Below are 13,892 nucleotides of genomic sequence, written 5' to 3'. Positions count from 1 at the left end.
CAAATGTTTCAATGAGATAATTGAGATTGTTTGTTAAGTCTTTCAAAAGAAACTGCCAGTTACTTTAATAAACAAAAGAGGTGCTGCCGCGAAGCAAGCCCCTCCACTATAGTTCTTCGTTAGTTTAATTAACCATGTCCATATTAATCGATTGACATTAATTTATTTAAAAAATCATCAAAGTTCGATGCGATGTAATAATCAACAAAATCTTCGTCATAAAAGTAAACAACTGATGGAGCTATTAGCGAATTTCTATAATCCAAACATACATAACCATGATTCTCAACACTGATAGGTAAAATATTTTTAAACGCTTGGTAGAGATCTCTATTATGATCGCTAAAAGCTAGCTGGTCTTCAATTATGTTCAAATGTTCCTGAAAGTTTATCGCTAGTTTCTCTAAAGAATAAAACCTGCCTGTATTAACTGATTTAACACCCGTTTCTTTTTCAATTTGAATAAAGCCATTTTATAATTCGCCACCATTCTGAATCTTTAATAACTCTATATAACTTTTTGGTAATTTGTACCCTAGACTGGTTTCGACTTCACCCACAATATTTATATCTAGTGGTTTGAATTTTTTTTCGTGATTCGTAAGCCACATTAATATAGCCTCCTAATACTTAGCTTTTTAACATTAACGAGCAGTTGATCTTCTGCGGTAATATCGTATTGTGGAGAATTTTCTCGTCACCTAAAAGTAGCCATATAGATAACCGAACTATGATTCAACTTTAACATATCAATATGAATAGTTGAAGAAAACTGCCCAATAGTTCAACAAAAGAAGCCGCCGTTCACCGCGCTATCCTGCCCTTTCAATCATTTACAAAAAGAGACCCACAGCAACGGGCTGCGGGTCTAAAGTTTATATTTTAAAGGGGGTCAATGTTTATTATAGCTTTGATTCATTAATGCTGTATGAAAATAAGATTTCAACTTTATTACATTTAATGAACAATCGTACTCCGTTAGCTCAGTCCAGACTCTATTCTGTCCTACTTTTTCGTTTTCTTGTACATACCGGACGGAGACAGGTGAAGTATGCTCCCTTCTTCTTCCCAAGCATCCCAGGAATCGGACTGGATGTCGTAAACGTAACGCTTGCCGTCCTTTTCGGCAACTATCCGGCTTGCGTACAGACGGATTAAGCCCGGCGCCTTCGCTGCCTCAATCGGTTCGCTTCCCTTCTGCCATACACTCACTGCTTGTGGAATCTCCCCTCCAAGATCCCCGGGGATCGGCCCATCCAGAAGTAGTGCGAGATTGCCGTCGACATAAACGATCTCCCCTTGTGCCTCCGCTTTTCGACCGCCACGGGCTTCAAACTGTGTAAACACGCGGCCGTCGCGCACGAAACTACGGTACACACCCTGCTCGGCAACCCGAATCGGTAGCCGTTTGGGCCGGTACCCGTATTCGAACGGTGTAACCGTCCAACGCTCGATCCGTTCCAACTGCCGGTATTCCCGGTCGAGCACATAAGCATCTATGGAGAACTGCTCCTGCCCGTCCTTCGACTCGTATCTGTGGGACAGCACATACAGCTTATTAGCATACCGGTCATATGCAAACGCGTGAACGCGATGCTCTCCTTTTCCTATGGTAAATACAGTGCGTTTCCGACCTGAACCAATTGAGTATTCAAAAACTTGTTCATAGTCGGCATACAGAAGTCGATCGTTATCCACCCATTGCACCGGAGAACCGTCCTGAAGAACGGCGGAGTAAACCATCGGTTCGATCACTTTCGGTGGTCTTCCCTTTTCCTCCAGCACCAGCCCGTAAAATCGGCCGTCTCCGTCTCCATCCGGATAACCAGCTATTGTCGCGCCAGCATACCTGGAGCGATCCGGCGAAAATACAATCGAATCATAAAACGGATCCCTTTCGGACCAGCCGACCGTTTCACCTGTTGAGATATCTCGCCATCGCTCCGGCAACCTCCAATGAATGTTTATATAATCGCCGTCCATAAAGTTCCCTCGCGCCGACCGAAACGGCATCAGGGTAACGCTGGTCATGACGCTATCCGAACCCCCCGGCTGATCCGCCCTTAATTCCAGACGGTAACGGCGAGCATCCAGCCATGTCCCTGCAGGAAGTTGGGGAAACCGCGAGGTATCCATATCCTCTGAGAAGACAACGATCAGTTGCTTCTCGCCGGAAGGAAGAAGTGCTGCTAGTCGCGGAACGTAGGGTGAATCTCCGTGCAGCAGCAGGCTTGGAGTGGTCGAATTGGCCGTTTCCATCTTGATGCCCAGCGGCTCCATGCGCGTAACCATTATGGCCGGCAGATTGCCCAAGATAACCGTGAATGAATCGCCCATGTCGGAAAAGCTCAGGCTCGCTCCATGCTCGTTTTCGCCCTGAATCCGCATGCTCGCCTTTCCCTCCACCTGAATCTGCTGCAGCAGCTCCTCTCTCCGATGCTTTCCGGCGTCGCTCCACGTCCAGCCGATACTGAACTCGTCCATATGCCGGGCTACCTCATAGAGACGCTCCGGAAGCTCGTTTCCGTCCAATGTCCGGAACACATAGCCTTGCATCTTGTCGCTTTCCCCGAATCTCAGCTCCCGAATGCCGCTGCGAAACGAAGCCGGCTTGGCATCGGCCTCAGGTATCGGCCTCAGGTATCGGCGGGCGCGTTTCCGGTACGGAAGGCTTGACTGCGACAGCCGCCTTGACGCCGACATGCCCGCCCATGGCGAGCTCCAGCTCCGACTGCTTAGTCTGATCCTTCGGATACACCTTCAGTACCTTCCAGCCTTTATCCGTCTGATGAAAATGAATCGAAGCCTCTTCCGTCCGCTCCGCTCCTCCTCGCTCCGTCAACCGCAGTTTGACGACCCCTTGCGGAATTTCCCGCTCAGAACGAATCGCGACCTGCTCGTAGGCGAGCAGTCGGGTGCCTTCACCATGCAGTTTGCCGATCCGTTCCGTCCACAGCCGTTTCGCCTCGGCGTATTCGATGCCCGGCGCCTCGTCCGGCGTCCCCACCCGGTAAGCGACGTGCTCGAACGCCGTATCGAAATACCCGCGGACAACCGCTTCAAAGAACGATTCCGCCGTCTGCTTCATTGCCACTTCGGCCCCTCGGGCCGGATCGCTCCGTCCTCCGTCTCCTCGCTCGCAGCCTGCCAGGAGGAGGACGATAAACAATCCGATTAAAACAATCCACCTTCGCATATGCCCCACTCCCGACTGGTATCATTTTCCTATTATATCTATTAGACGCACTCGACAACCAAAAGTTTAACCGTTCAGTCACTCTACTTTTGGAACCGCTGTACCAATTATGGGGATTGCTAGTTTCATATTAAGGACCGGTTCCGAGGGTCACGTTCTTGTCAATCATCTCCGACAAGAATTTGTCTGTATGAAAACAAAAGCCCGCAATTTATGCGGGTGATTATCAATTTTACTACCCGTTAGTTTAATCGCCCCCTCCCCGGGTTGACTGACTTGCTTGCTTCCATACGACGACTAAGGATTTCCTCCATACAAGAAATTTAATAGGCGTTCACCCAGTAGAGTGAACGCCTATTTACTTCAAAACTTTTTGTCTACTTCAAGACTTTATTTGTTACTTCAACACTTTATTGTCTACTTCAAAACATTATTGTCCTTCAACAATCATTGTGTTGGGCATTTGCCATTTGACATTCTCTCCACTACGTAATAAAATATTTTTACGTAACATATATTTTGTATTGGAGGCACTTTCTCTCCATGTTAAACGACATTCAAGACAGCTATTACATTGAATCTCCCGAACAAGCGACCATGCTGCTTAATCCGCTTCGCGGGGAAATCATCGCCCAACTCATGGAGCCGGCTTCTGCAGCTGAAGTAGCCAGACAGCTTGGCGAAAGCGCGCAGCGTATTAATTATCATCTCAAAGCGCTGGAAAAAGCAGGCTTGGTACAGAAGGTTGGCACGCGCCAAGTGCGCAATTTGGTGGAAGTGCTGTTCCGATCCATCGCCAAAACGTTCGTCCTTGCCGAGTCCCTCAGCATGAAGCCGGAAACGGTACAAAGACTGAAGGACCAAGGCTCCCTCGCCCATCTCATTACGACTTCGGAACGTATCAAAAGGGATGCCATGTTGCTAATGGAACAGTCTGATGCAAACGAAGTCATCCCCAGCGCCTCCCTAGCACTGCATGTAAATTTAGCCGATGAACAGCAGAGGCAAGCTTTCGTAGAAGAATACACGGCGATGGTTCAGCAATTAGTTAGCCGTTACACAGGTACACCCAACGAAGATTCAACCTATCAGGTGCTGCTAGCGGTGTATCCCAAACCCAAAGAATAAGGAGGCACTTCCTATGAGCCAAGAACAACAAACAAGCAAGCCGCAGACAGATGCTGCACCTGTCATTATCTGGGAACGGAAGGTTGAGCGCACGAATGATACGAACAGTAAAGTCATTTCCATCGATGACTATCGCCGTCATGGCTCCCCATTTCTCGACTCGGAAGCTACCGTCAGCATACAGGACATTTCCGCATCTCCATCCGGTGAACCAATCCGTCTCAGGATCGTATCCTCCGGATTTGGCCAAAAGCCTTCTTACAGCGGTCACACAGTTCAAAGTCTTGCCGCATAACTACGAACAGAAAGGATGATTCAAATGAGTTTCATTCCTATGGTTGTTGAACAATCCAGTCGCGGGGAGCGCTCCTACGACATTTATTCCCGTTTGCTAAAGGATCGAATCGTATTCCTCGGCACAGAGGTTAATGATCAGGTCGCGAATGCGATCATCGCTCAGCTGCTGTTCCTTTCTGCAGAAGATCCGGAGAAAGATATTTCGCTGTACATTAATTCGCCTGGCGGTTCCACATCATCCGGACTTGCGATCTATGATACGATGCAATTCATCAAACCTGACGTATCTACCATCTGCGTAGGCATGGCCGCGTCCATGGGCGCTATTCTGCTGACAGCAGGGGCTCCAGGCAAACGTTTCGCGCTTCCTAACGCCGAAGTCATGATCCATCAGCCGTGGGGCGGCGCCCAAGGGCAAGCGAGCGATATCCAAATTCGTGCGAATCATATTCTCAAAACGCGTCAAACCTTGAACCGGATTATTGCTGAAACGAGCAAGCAATCCATAGAAAAAGTTGAACGGGATAGCGATCGCGATTACTATATGACTGCAGAGGAAGCAAAAAACTACGGTTTGATTGATAAAGTTATTGAAAAGCTGTAACCCGTAAATTACAAAATAGAAATTACCAAAAGACTGCCTCTGGAATTGAAAAGTTCCTTGGTAGTCTTTTTTTACTACTAAATGGGCTGTATGGAATTAATAAGATTTACCTATGATCATTTGGATGCAGCTCATACACCATGATGTAATTTGGAGAGTTTGGTGGTAAGCGATTATTGGGCATTCTGAGCTGCTCCATATTTGCGATTAGCTTCGGGTGGATTACCGTTCTAGCTGTTATATTTAAGTATGAAGAATGGACCCTTACGTATTCCTATCCCGTGCTGATCTCCATAAGCAAAAAGAGACTGGCACAAAATCAAAATTGCGCTAGTCTTTTTTGTTATCACCGCTAAATGACGATCACTCCTTCTCGGGAAATCGTTAACTTCTCATAACCCGTTTCCGTGATCAAATAGGTATCTTCGATACCAACAACCCCGCGTCCCGGAAACGTGAACTTGGGTTCGATGGCGATGACCATGCCCGGCGCCAGCGGGTATTTGAAGCCTTTGGCGAGAACGGGCAGTTCATCGATTTCGAGCCCGATGCCGTGACCAAGGAACTTCACTTGGTCGGCGCCGTAACCCATGAAGTGGGCGCTCAGCCCCGCTTCCTGAACTTGATCCAGCGCGAGCAGATACAGATGCTCGCTGATCGTGCCCGGCTGCAGCCTGGCCTCGGTGGCGCGGAGCACCTGCTCCGTCACCTCGTAAGCGCGCTGCAGCTCAGGGTCCAGACCGCCGATCACGAGCGTGCGCGTCTGATCGATAAGATAGCCGTCGATGCAGCAGCCGATATCGACGAGAATCGGTTCGCCTCGCTGCAGCAGCGCGCGGCCCGAGCTTTGCGGGCTGGACGGGTGAAGCCCCGTCCCCCCGGCCGGCCCGTCAAAATAGGTGGGCACCGCTGCCGAAGCGCCTGCCGCTACCATTCCGGTGATCAACTCGGAATTGTAAGCGCGCATGCGCATCAGCCCTTGGTGCCCGCGCAGCCGGAGCTGATGCTCGATGAGCGCCATCAGCTCGAACTCTGCCATTCCCTCACGAATCTGGGGAATGACCGCCTCCAGTGATGCGTCGACGACGGACGCAGCCTGCCGAATCGCCGCGACTTCGTCCGGCGATTTGATCATCCGCTGCTCGCGCACGAGCAACGAACCGTCCTCCCAGGCCGCGCCGGGAAGCGCGGCCTGCAAGCGCTGGAACTGCTGGACGGGGAGTACGTCCAGCTCCGTCGCCAGCCGCAGTCCGCCGGCTGCGGCTCCTGCCTCCAGCAGCCCTGGGTATCGGGCTGCCAGACGCTCCTTGAGCGTCTTCATCGAGCCAAGCGGCTCTACAGCCGCATGTGCCTCATCTTCCGCTCGTTCCAAACTCCGCCGAACCAGATACAATGGTTCGCCTTCCGCAGGGATAAACAAATATCCGGTCTGCATCGAACCGGTATAATAGTAGATATCGACATTTTGCGTGACCAAAAAGCCGGACCATCCCCTCTGAATCATCTCGGCCTGCAGCCACTGCTGTCTTTGCTCATACCTATTCATGAACAACCTCTCCTTTTAGAGGATGTTTAAAAAGTCCACTTTGAACCACATCAGACGAAAGTCTGATTGGCGAATAAACCTGCCGCTTAACGCGGTGTCCATCTTCGAATGACTTCGATAAAGGTTTATCTCATAACGTTGATACTCAGGATGTCACTCGGCATCGAATCTTGAACAAACCCGGGAAGTCCGGTACTCATATCTCGCTCCGTTCCTTCTCCGGTTTTGTCCAACCTTCTCGGTTCTGAAAGCGGACTTTTTAAACTCCCAATGGAAGTTAGATGTATCTTACATCCATTATACATCAATACACCATTTCCGCCGAAGATTTGACCGTCCAAGTGATGGGCTGCAGCACCGAATAGGTTCGAGGGTATTCCAATCGAATAAACATAATAACGCCGGGTCTATGCAGAGTAACTGAGTATCCGTACCCCGCATTCGTGTATGTATAAGGAAATACCTCCTTATCATTAACGACCTTAAATAATTCCACGACCACCCGGCTGCGTAAAAACGTATCCGGGAGCGGATCATTGGAACTATTAAGCCGCAAGTTCGCTTGCAAGTAGCGAAGTGCTTCTGCCTGAGCCTTACTCTCATCAATCGAGTGGATACCAGAAGCTAACTTCACCTGATCGCTTTGCTGAGCAGCTGCATGTACCGCACGATTCAACGCATGCTTGCCATGAAAAAGTGTATGCATCGCCACCTCCACATCCGTTTGCAAAGCATAGAGCGCCATGAATACAACACTCATTAGGATCATTAACAAAAGTTTGTACATGATATCTCCTCAAGGCACATATTCGCTCATCTTCATGCCCGCTGCCCCCATTCGATCGGTTTGCGCCGGAATCGTGATACCGACTAACTGATCAATCACAAACAACCGATGATGCGGATAGGTAAGCTTCAAAGATAATCCGGTCCCTCTAATAACCGGCTGACTCGCATCCGTCCCGCCCATACCAGTTGTCGTAGCTACTGTATACACGAGATCTGTCGGTAAAAAACCTTTCTCAGCCATCCGTTGTTTAGAGTCATTAATCATCGCCTCATTGATGTAGCCATGCCTGCCGTTCGAGCCGATTTCGAGCAAGTAGTCGACCTCTTTTTGAAGTAAAGCTTGCCGCATAATAACAACGTGCTTATATACGGGCGCAAACATGAACCAACAGAGCAGCGTCGCAAAAAGAATGAAAACGAGAATCTGCTTCATGGATCTATCTTTTGAATCGTGCCGCTGATCCGCGCTCCGCTATTTGTTACCTGCTGCCGAGTACCGCCGCTCCCGCCTACCACATTGCTGTAAATCATAATCACGACCATGATGAGCATTACCGTAACTAATATGGATCTCACGGTTTGAGTGCCGTAATATCTGCATTCGCCTTCGTTCCATGCGTTTCAATATTCTTCTTCATGCCCGCAGATCCATCATTAATAATCGATGTAAACAAAACAGCCACCACAATCATCATCATCACCGTAATTAAAATATTTCTCATATACGCCCTCTTCCCTTAGTTAATAGAGTCAAATAATCGTTGCCCCTCAGCAATCCAAGGGTACATAAATACGCGAAACGTATTTAGAATCGGCAGCCCTGCGAGTACAAAGAGCAAATAAGACACGGTCTCTTTACGGCTGTCGCGAACAAGCTCCATCTTCTCTTTATAATCTTGAATTCTTTGTTTCAATAGTTCGTAATAGCTGCCGTGTTCATTCAGCCTTAATGCATTCAAGGTCTCTCCGAAGCTGTGTGCTTCGTCCGTTCCAAGTCTCATTTTAAATCGGTAAATGGCAGCTTCCGAATCCTGGTACCATTCGTTTAGCATCACTTGAAAAATCGACCGAATAGATCTCGTTTGAGATGCACAGAGTGTAAGCTTTGCATGCAGATTCATATGGGAATCGTTGTAATATAAAAGATGATGACTAATGACGTAAATTTCTTTGACGATCCGATGCGATCGCTGTCCCTTCAGTTGAAAAAGCACTTTTTTATCGAATAGCAAAAACGGCAGTAAACATCCAGCGCCAACCATGACATAAATCGGGTGCGCATGAAACGTCATCCATGGATGTTGGAATGCCAAGTAACTTCCGATAATCGCGACTAGCGCAACAATAATCAACAACCGCCTGCTTCCTTCGTATAAAGCCGCATCCAGCCACACCCCGCATCCGATTAGAAGCTGACGTTTCTCCTCCACACTTTTATTGCTCATACCAAGCAGCTTGCATAACCACGCTGGAAGTTTTGCTTGCCGAAGAACTTGTTTTACATGCAGCGATCTCCATCTCTTCGATCTGACAGGAACTTGGTTCAGCATGTGGTATAGTGCCGTCATGATTAAAATAAAAAGAAGCAGATTTGAGCCTATTTGCAGCACAAGCAGCTGCGTACTTTCCATAACCAATAGCGAACAGCCTCACATTCTTCTAAGTGATAAGTAGATACCCATTAAAAATGAAACAAAAATAAGCAATATCGCATCCAGAAGCATATTCCGTCCATCCGGGTCTACGACATAATACAAATACGCATTATCCGTGTTTACCTTAAAATTTATAAATAAAAACAGAGCCAAGAAAAAAATAGGAGTGAAATTAGCAATCCGTATCTCCAGGAGCCGGTTTCTTTCTAATTGATCGGATCGCTGCGCTTTCCGCATATCGACAATTAACTCCTTTAAGCTTTCTCCAACATAACTGCCCTCCGTTAAAGCGACACGAACAATACCGACAAAATAATCCGCCCATGTATGTCCCAAGGCGAGTGAAAATATCCTCAAGCTCTCCTCCGTCTCCCTTTGCGTCATTAAATTTCGATACAATTGCTCGAATACCGGCTTAATCGGGTATAAAATTCGATCTTCTTCCAAGCAAAACTTGAGAGCTAGTTTAATATTTTTGCTCGGGTCAATCATATAGTACTGATAAAATACTTCGACAGCAGGCAAGAACTCTAATCGAGTCTGTAGACGAACACTCAACAGCTTCATGCGCAGCACCATATATGGAAGCGAAACGCATATGGCCGTGACAACGACAGCACCTTTTACTGTTTGAAAAAATAATGCCCCACCGAGTAAGCCTGCCAAAAATAAGATGACAGCCAGCATCATCATCGTATTCATATTTAATTTGGATTCGACCGATTCCATCATCTCTTTAACATGCTTATAAAAGTGACTCCTTTTCCCCAAATATTCGCTGAATCTGCGTAGGGCCGTAGATTGTTTGACATAATAAAGCCTGTATCTGGCCTTACGCTGTCGGATTAGCGCTTGCAGCATCGTTTGGAGAAACACGTAGCATAGCACAAACAGCAGCAAAAGAAACAAATATTTGGCGAAAACCAACATGTTATTTGCCTTCTTTCTCTGTAAAACCGAGCTTCATCAGCACAGCAAACCCTGCTTGGTCATATTTATTAATTTTTTGCGATGCACGATGCGACAATTTCCCGGGAAATGTCCATCGATCTGTGAAATTGTCATAAAGTGCGAGAGCGCTTACACGAACCTCCCCATTTTCGTAGCTGTATTCGCCAATTCGCACAATTTTTCTTTTTCCACGAACAATAGCCATCTCAATCCCGAACTGTGTAACATATTCGGTAATTCGCTTCGTTAATCGCGCTGGATTCATCCCCCGTCCATCGAGCATACACATGTCCGTTATCGCATCGGGCACATCTTCCAGCTCATTAACATGAACTGACGTAATACTGCCCTCATGACCGCGTGTGCATGCTCGCACATACAAATTGGCATCTTCATCTCGAATTTCGGCATGACATATACGTTTTGGGGATTGCCGCAGCGCTAATTTGAAAGCTTGCAAGCCGGAATGCCTCGGATCTTGCTCATCAATTTCATATTCGACGATATTCTTATGGGGGAAATCCCGCTTCAAATTCAACTCGAATCGCGATTCGATCGTAATGATTCTCTCGTTATCATCCATTTCAGCAATAATGGCCTTAATTAAATTCGTTTTACCTGAGTTCGTTGGACCAATAACAACCACATTGAAATAGGAACGAACGATACTTAGGAGCAGCTCTTTCATCTTTGTATCCATCGTTGCCAGTTCAGATCCTGTAAGAGAAGTCAGATCAAATCGTTTTACCGTATAAAAACGAATCGTCAATGTCGGCTCAGCCGTAAAACCAAATCCGGTCATGGTAACACGCGAACCGTCACGCAAAACGACTTCCGCCCAACGCTTTCTTGGATTTAAGGTATCGTTATTAAAAAGTACCAGATTTTGCTGAATCCGCTCTAAATCCCTTAGAGAAGGCAGCATATAGGGGGAAGGCACAGGTATTCCACCGCGAACCTCAAAAATTCGCTTCCCTACGACTTGAATCTCCTCAAGCCCTTCTTTCTGCTTCAATACAAGCTCCAACACGTTAAGTCCAATTATTTCAGCAAAAATGGCTTCCGGCAAAGTCGCATAACTACTCGCACGTGGCGGCACATCGGTCAGCCTTCGTTTCGCCACAAGATCATGAATAATGGCTAGAAGCTTGCCCCGATCTTCTTCATAGCCTAGAATAGCTCGGTTTAGAGTTTCATTATAGTGCTGCTTCTCTTCTTCATTTCTGCCTTTTACCGTCACAAGCTCGCTGCGGATATCTTGTACCCACTGGTTAAAGACAGTGTCTCCTTGTGTTTGCCCTTCAGCTCGATCCCTGCTTTCCGGGACATGGGGTCTCATACTAACAGCCTCTACCGCATCATCAACCTTGCGCTCGTGCATGTACGTAATAATCGAAAACCGTTCCTCATTCACTCCCTTTCACCCTCCATTCTTTTTAAGTTGCAGCCCGCCGACCCGCGATCATTCTTCGGAGCCATGTTGTTTGGCGCAAACTCACTCTCCTAGGCAGTTGATAGTAATCGATTAATTTCCGCGATACCGCAATGAGCTCCTCCTGCATGGCATGACCGGGCAAGAACAAATCGAGCAGTTTGCCTTGATTGCAGCGAGAAAGCGCATCGGCATGTTTGGAAATTTGACCGATCAGATGCAGTTGTGTTTCCTTACGAATATCTTTGATCGTGAACTCGTCATGTTTGGACATTCGATCGGTTTGAACAGCTATTAATTCAAAAGCATCAGACTGAAGCCCGAATACAGAGCCGACTTGCCGGATCCACTTCGTGAAGTCCTCTTGAAATTGAGCAATGTCAGGTGTGGTTATAACAATTCTGGTATCAGCTTCCAAAAGACCGCATACCGTCGCTGCATTGTCCCAATAAGCATTAACTTCAATTATGCACAAATCAAAAGCGGCTCTCGCTACACGCAACAGATGAACAACTTCAGAAGGCGTGAAAAATTCCGCCTGCTCCCTAAGCATATTCCCATACAAAACATGCAGCCCGGGCACCTCTCTCAGCTTGTCACATACTTGCTGAAGCCTTTCCGTCGTAAGGCTCTGCGATTTCAGTTCGGCTCTCAAGCTATCCAGCGTAAAGACGTTATCATCCCGGCCAAGATAGCGATGAAGCTTGGAGCTTTTTAAATTGAGGCACATATACCCGATTTTCGCTGAGGTTTCCCTGGCTAAGGAAACGGCAGTTCCAAAGGAAGTTAATGTCGTACCGATATTCGGCGTTGACCCGATGTAAGTAATCAGCTTGCCTGTCGATTGATGATACAGGTGCTCTCCCGACAAACCATCGACCCAAGCACGGATTTCATCCGCAATGACAGCCGTACTTCGCCCCGGTTGGATGTAGTCCAACTTTTTCAACCTGCACATCTTTTCATACTTCTCATTGACCGTTGCAACATGATAATTGGAGAGCAAGATGATCATCTTCATCTCCGGATGCTGCTTTTGTAAGTTATCAAGCCATTCCTCTAATACTCCAAAATCCATCTGCCGATCCGACACGATAATATGGGAAAATGGAACTTTGCTTACCTCTCGGCCAAATTCTTCAATCTCCGAGCATACAACCCATGTTAGGGTTTGCTTATACACGACATTCGTAAGCTCATCAATCAATCTTTCATCCGTTGATAGTAACCCGATGTTCATGGTTTCATTCCTCCCTTCATTGAGGTACTAGTATGGACGAAGAGCTGAACGCGATCACAAGCTTCGCTTTTTTCGTGCTGCAAAGCCGGTCGATCTCCAGCCACTCGTCCTCACTCAAATTCAAATTAATCTGGTCGATAGCTCCGTTGGCTTCCAGCCTGGAAGCGTACATTTTTTCCGTGTCCCCGTCCACTTTGGAGAGTAGATTGGAGTTTTTGGGGTTATCGATCTCCACATTGGCAGATGACTTCACAGAAGCCACTGTCATTTCCTTATCAAAAAGTTTGCGTGAGCTGCCATCGGCCGCAGATACATACACATGGACCCTGTCGCCTGCACGAATGCCATTAGAAACGGACAAGACATACTCTTTTGGAATTTGAAAGGTAGCTTGGTTCTCATTCGGTAAAAGATGATACTTGTTCACCTTCCAATTAAGAATCGGTTCCTGCGTCCCAAGGGGAATTAATGTCTCTTGACCGATAACATCTTTCAGATCGGTTATCATGCTGTCCGTATAACTGCCCTTTTGGAAAGCCCTAAGCTCCACCATATCACCGCCAATCATCGTCCCGGCACGAATAAAGTCCTTTGGCACAACCACCTGTACCGTCTGCTGCAGTTCCACCTGATTCACCTGCAAAACGTAAACACCATATACCAGCAGCCCGGCCAACACCGCTGCAGCCAAACTAATAAGCAGGCTTCTCCTGCGATTCAATACATCAACCTCCTTTTTTCCACCAAAATGAGATAAACCTCTATCGAAGTCTTTCGAAGATGAGCGACCGCGTTTAGAGATAGGTTTATTCGCCAATCAGAATGCCGTTCTACGCGCTTTAGCGCTGTAAAGAACTTAAACATTCTGATGTGGTAAACAAAAAGAACGCAAACCCCGGACAACCATCCGAAATTTGCGTTCTTCGCAAATCAATGAAACATTGATATAAGTGCTTATCTATATGTTTAAAATAGCACATGATATTCCAATTTACAACAGTTTTTTACAAGTTTTTTCGAGGTTACACAACTGAGGTTTTGATATTGAACCTAT

15 protein-coding genes and 1 pseudogene are annotated in these 13,892 nt (G+C 47.1%); 3 read left to right on the top strand and 13 right to left on the bottom strand.

What is annotated here, in order from left to right:
- Positions 1–143 precede the first annotated feature (143 nt).
- The 3 genes and pseudogenes from ICC18_RS34870 to ICC18_RS26790 form a co-directional block, all read right to left on the bottom strand.
- A pseudogene (locus ICC18_RS34870) lies at positions 144–611 on the bottom strand (SMI1/KNR4 family protein).
- 394 nt (positions 612–1,005) lie between these two features.
- Entirely contained in the window at positions 1,006–2,703 is a 1,698-nt protein-coding gene (locus tag ICC18_RS26795) for a hypothetical protein (RefSeq protein ID WP_188177500.1), read from the bottom strand.
- Complete coding sequence (locus tag ICC18_RS26790; protein WP_188177499.1) at positions 2,624–3,196, bottom strand: hypothetical protein; 573 nt, start codon at positions 3,194–3,196, stop codon at positions 2,624–2,626. The genes ICC18_RS26795 and ICC18_RS26790 overlap by 80 nt, the downstream gene beginning before the upstream one ends.
- Before the next feature lie 543 nt (positions 3,197–3,739).
- Here ICC18_RS26790 and ICC18_RS26785 point away from each other — a divergent pair.
- The 3 genes from ICC18_RS26785 to clpP are packed head-to-tail and all read left to right on the top strand — an operon-like array spanning position 3,740 to position 5,225.
- Positions 3,740–4,324: an ArsR/SmtB family transcription factor gene (locus ICC18_RS26785; protein WP_188177498.1), complete on the top strand. Its 585-nt coding sequence runs from the start codon at positions 3,740–3,742 to the stop codon at positions 4,322–4,324.
- 13 nt (positions 4,325–4,337) lie between these two features.
- Positions 4,338–4,619, top strand: a complete 282-nt coding sequence (locus tag ICC18_RS26780) for a hypothetical protein (protein ID WP_188177497.1) — start codon at positions 4,338–4,340, stop codon at positions 4,617–4,619.
- A 24-nt stretch (positions 4,620–4,643) separates the two neighbouring features.
- A complete protein-coding gene (gene clpP, locus ICC18_RS26775; RefSeq protein WP_188177496.1) occupies positions 4,644–5,225 on the top strand; it encodes an ATP-dependent Clp endopeptidase proteolytic subunit ClpP in 582 nt (193 codons plus the stop codon).
- Between the two features lie 352 nt (positions 5,226–5,577).
- On the opposite strand, the gene ICC18_RS26770 is transcribed toward clpP, so the two are convergent.
- The 10 genes from ICC18_RS26770 to ICC18_RS26725 form a co-directional block, all read right to left on the bottom strand.
- Positions 5,578–6,771: a M24 family metallopeptidase gene (locus ICC18_RS26770; protein ID WP_188177495.1), complete on the bottom strand. Its 1,194-nt coding sequence runs from the start codon at positions 6,769–6,771 to the stop codon at positions 5,578–5,580.
- Positions 6,772–7,075: 304 nt separating this feature from the next.
- A complete protein-coding gene (locus ICC18_RS26765) occupies positions 7,076–7,558 on the bottom strand; it encodes a hypothetical protein (protein ID WP_188177494.1) in 483 nt (160 codons plus the stop codon).
- Between the two features lie 9 nt (positions 7,559–7,567).
- Positions 7,568–7,993 carry a hypothetical protein gene (locus tag ICC18_RS26760; RefSeq protein ID WP_188177493.1) on the bottom strand — a complete coding sequence of 142 codons (426 nt, stop codon included), beginning with the start codon at positions 7,991–7,993 and terminating at the stop codon, positions 7,568–7,570.
- The gene (locus tag ICC18_RS26755; protein WP_188177492.1) at positions 7,990–8,136 is read right to left on the bottom strand and encodes a hypothetical protein; all 147 of its coding nucleotides are present in this window, start codon (positions 8,134–8,136) and stop codon (positions 7,990–7,992) included. Before ICC18_RS26755 ends, ICC18_RS26760 begins: the two co-directional genes overlap by 4 nt.
- Positions 8,133–8,282, bottom strand: a complete 150-nt coding sequence (locus ICC18_RS26750) for a hypothetical protein (protein WP_188177491.1) — start codon at positions 8,280–8,282, stop codon at positions 8,133–8,135. The genes ICC18_RS26755 and ICC18_RS26750 overlap by 4 nt, the downstream gene beginning before the upstream one ends.
- Positions 8,283–8,297: 15 nt before the next feature.
- Positions 8,298–9,197 carry a hypothetical protein gene (locus ICC18_RS26745; RefSeq protein ID WP_188177490.1) on the bottom strand — a complete coding sequence of 300 codons (900 nt, stop codon included), beginning with the start codon at positions 9,195–9,197 and terminating at the stop codon, positions 8,298–8,300.
- Between the two features lie 12 nt (positions 9,198–9,209).
- Positions 9,210–10,145, bottom strand: coding sequence for a hypothetical protein (locus tag ICC18_RS26740; RefSeq protein ID WP_188177489.1), 936 nt, complete (start codon positions 10,143–10,145; stop codon positions 9,210–9,212).
- A 1-nt stretch (position 10,146) separates the two neighbouring features.
- Positions 10,147–11,580 (bottom strand): ATPase, T2SS/T4P/T4SS family, encoded by a 1,434-nt coding sequence (locus tag ICC18_RS26735; RefSeq protein WP_312029614.1) that lies wholly within the window; start codon positions 11,578–11,580, stop codon positions 10,147–10,149.
- 22 nt (positions 11,581–11,602) lie between these two features.
- Complete coding sequence (locus tag ICC18_RS26730) at positions 11,603–12,838, bottom strand: CpaE/TadZ family protein (RefSeq protein ID WP_188177488.1); 1,236 nt, start codon at positions 12,836–12,838, stop codon at positions 11,603–11,605.
- 16 nt (positions 12,839–12,854) lie between these two features.
- The gene (locus tag ICC18_RS26725) at positions 12,855–13,559 is read right to left on the bottom strand and encodes a CpaB family protein (RefSeq protein ID WP_188177487.1); all 705 of its coding nucleotides are present in this window, start codon (positions 13,557–13,559) and stop codon (positions 12,855–12,857) included.
- Positions 13,560–13,892 lie beyond the last annotated feature (333 nt).

Source organism: Paenibacillus sedimenti (assembly GCF_014534655.1).
GTDB lineage: Bacteria > Bacillota > Bacilli > Paenibacillales > NBRC-103111 > Paenibacillus_E > Paenibacillus_E sedimenti.
Note: the sequence above shows the minus strand (reverse complement) of the source record. Positions and strands in the feature narration are given on the sequence as shown.

Coding starts and splice junctions, on each gene's coding strand:
- ICC18_RS26785 (WP_188177498.1), top strand. CDS start 3,740: ATGTTAAACGACATTCAAGACAGCTATTACATTGAATCTCCCGAACAA.
- ICC18_RS26760 (WP_188177493.1), bottom strand. CDS start 7,993: ATGAAGCAGATTCTCGTTTTCATTCTTTTTGCGACGCTGCTCTGTTGG.
- ICC18_RS26795 (WP_188177500.1), bottom strand. CDS start 2,703: ATGTCGGCGTCAAGGCGGCTGTCGCAGTCAAGCCTTCCGTACCGGAAA.
- ICC18_RS26730 (WP_188177488.1), bottom strand. CDS start 12,838: ATGAACATCGGGTTACTATCAACGGATGAAAGATTGATTGATGAGCTT.
- ICC18_RS26790 (WP_188177499.1), bottom strand. CDS start 3,196: ATGCGAAGGTGGATTGTTTTAATCGGATTGTTTATCGTCCTCCTCCTG.
- clpP (WP_188177496.1), top strand. CDS start 4,644: ATGAGTTTCATTCCTATGGTTGTTGAACAATCCAGTCGCGGGGAGCGC.
- ICC18_RS26770 (WP_188177495.1), bottom strand. CDS start 6,771: ATGAATAGGTATGAGCAAAGACAGCAGTGGCTGCAGGCCGAGATGATT.
- ICC18_RS26740 (WP_188177489.1), bottom strand. CDS start 10,145: ATGTTGGTTTTCGCCAAATATTTGTTTCTTTTGCTGCTGTTTGTGCTA.
- ICC18_RS26765 (WP_188177494.1), bottom strand. CDS start 7,558: ATGTACAAACTTTTGTTAATGATCCTAATGAGTGTTGTATTCATGGCG.
- ICC18_RS26780 (WP_188177497.1), top strand. CDS start 4,338: ATGAGCCAAGAACAACAAACAAGCAAGCCGCAGACAGATGCTGCACCT.
- ICC18_RS26750 (WP_188177491.1), bottom strand. CDS start 8,282: ATGAGAAATATTTTAATTACGGTGATGATGATGATTGTGGTGGCTGTT.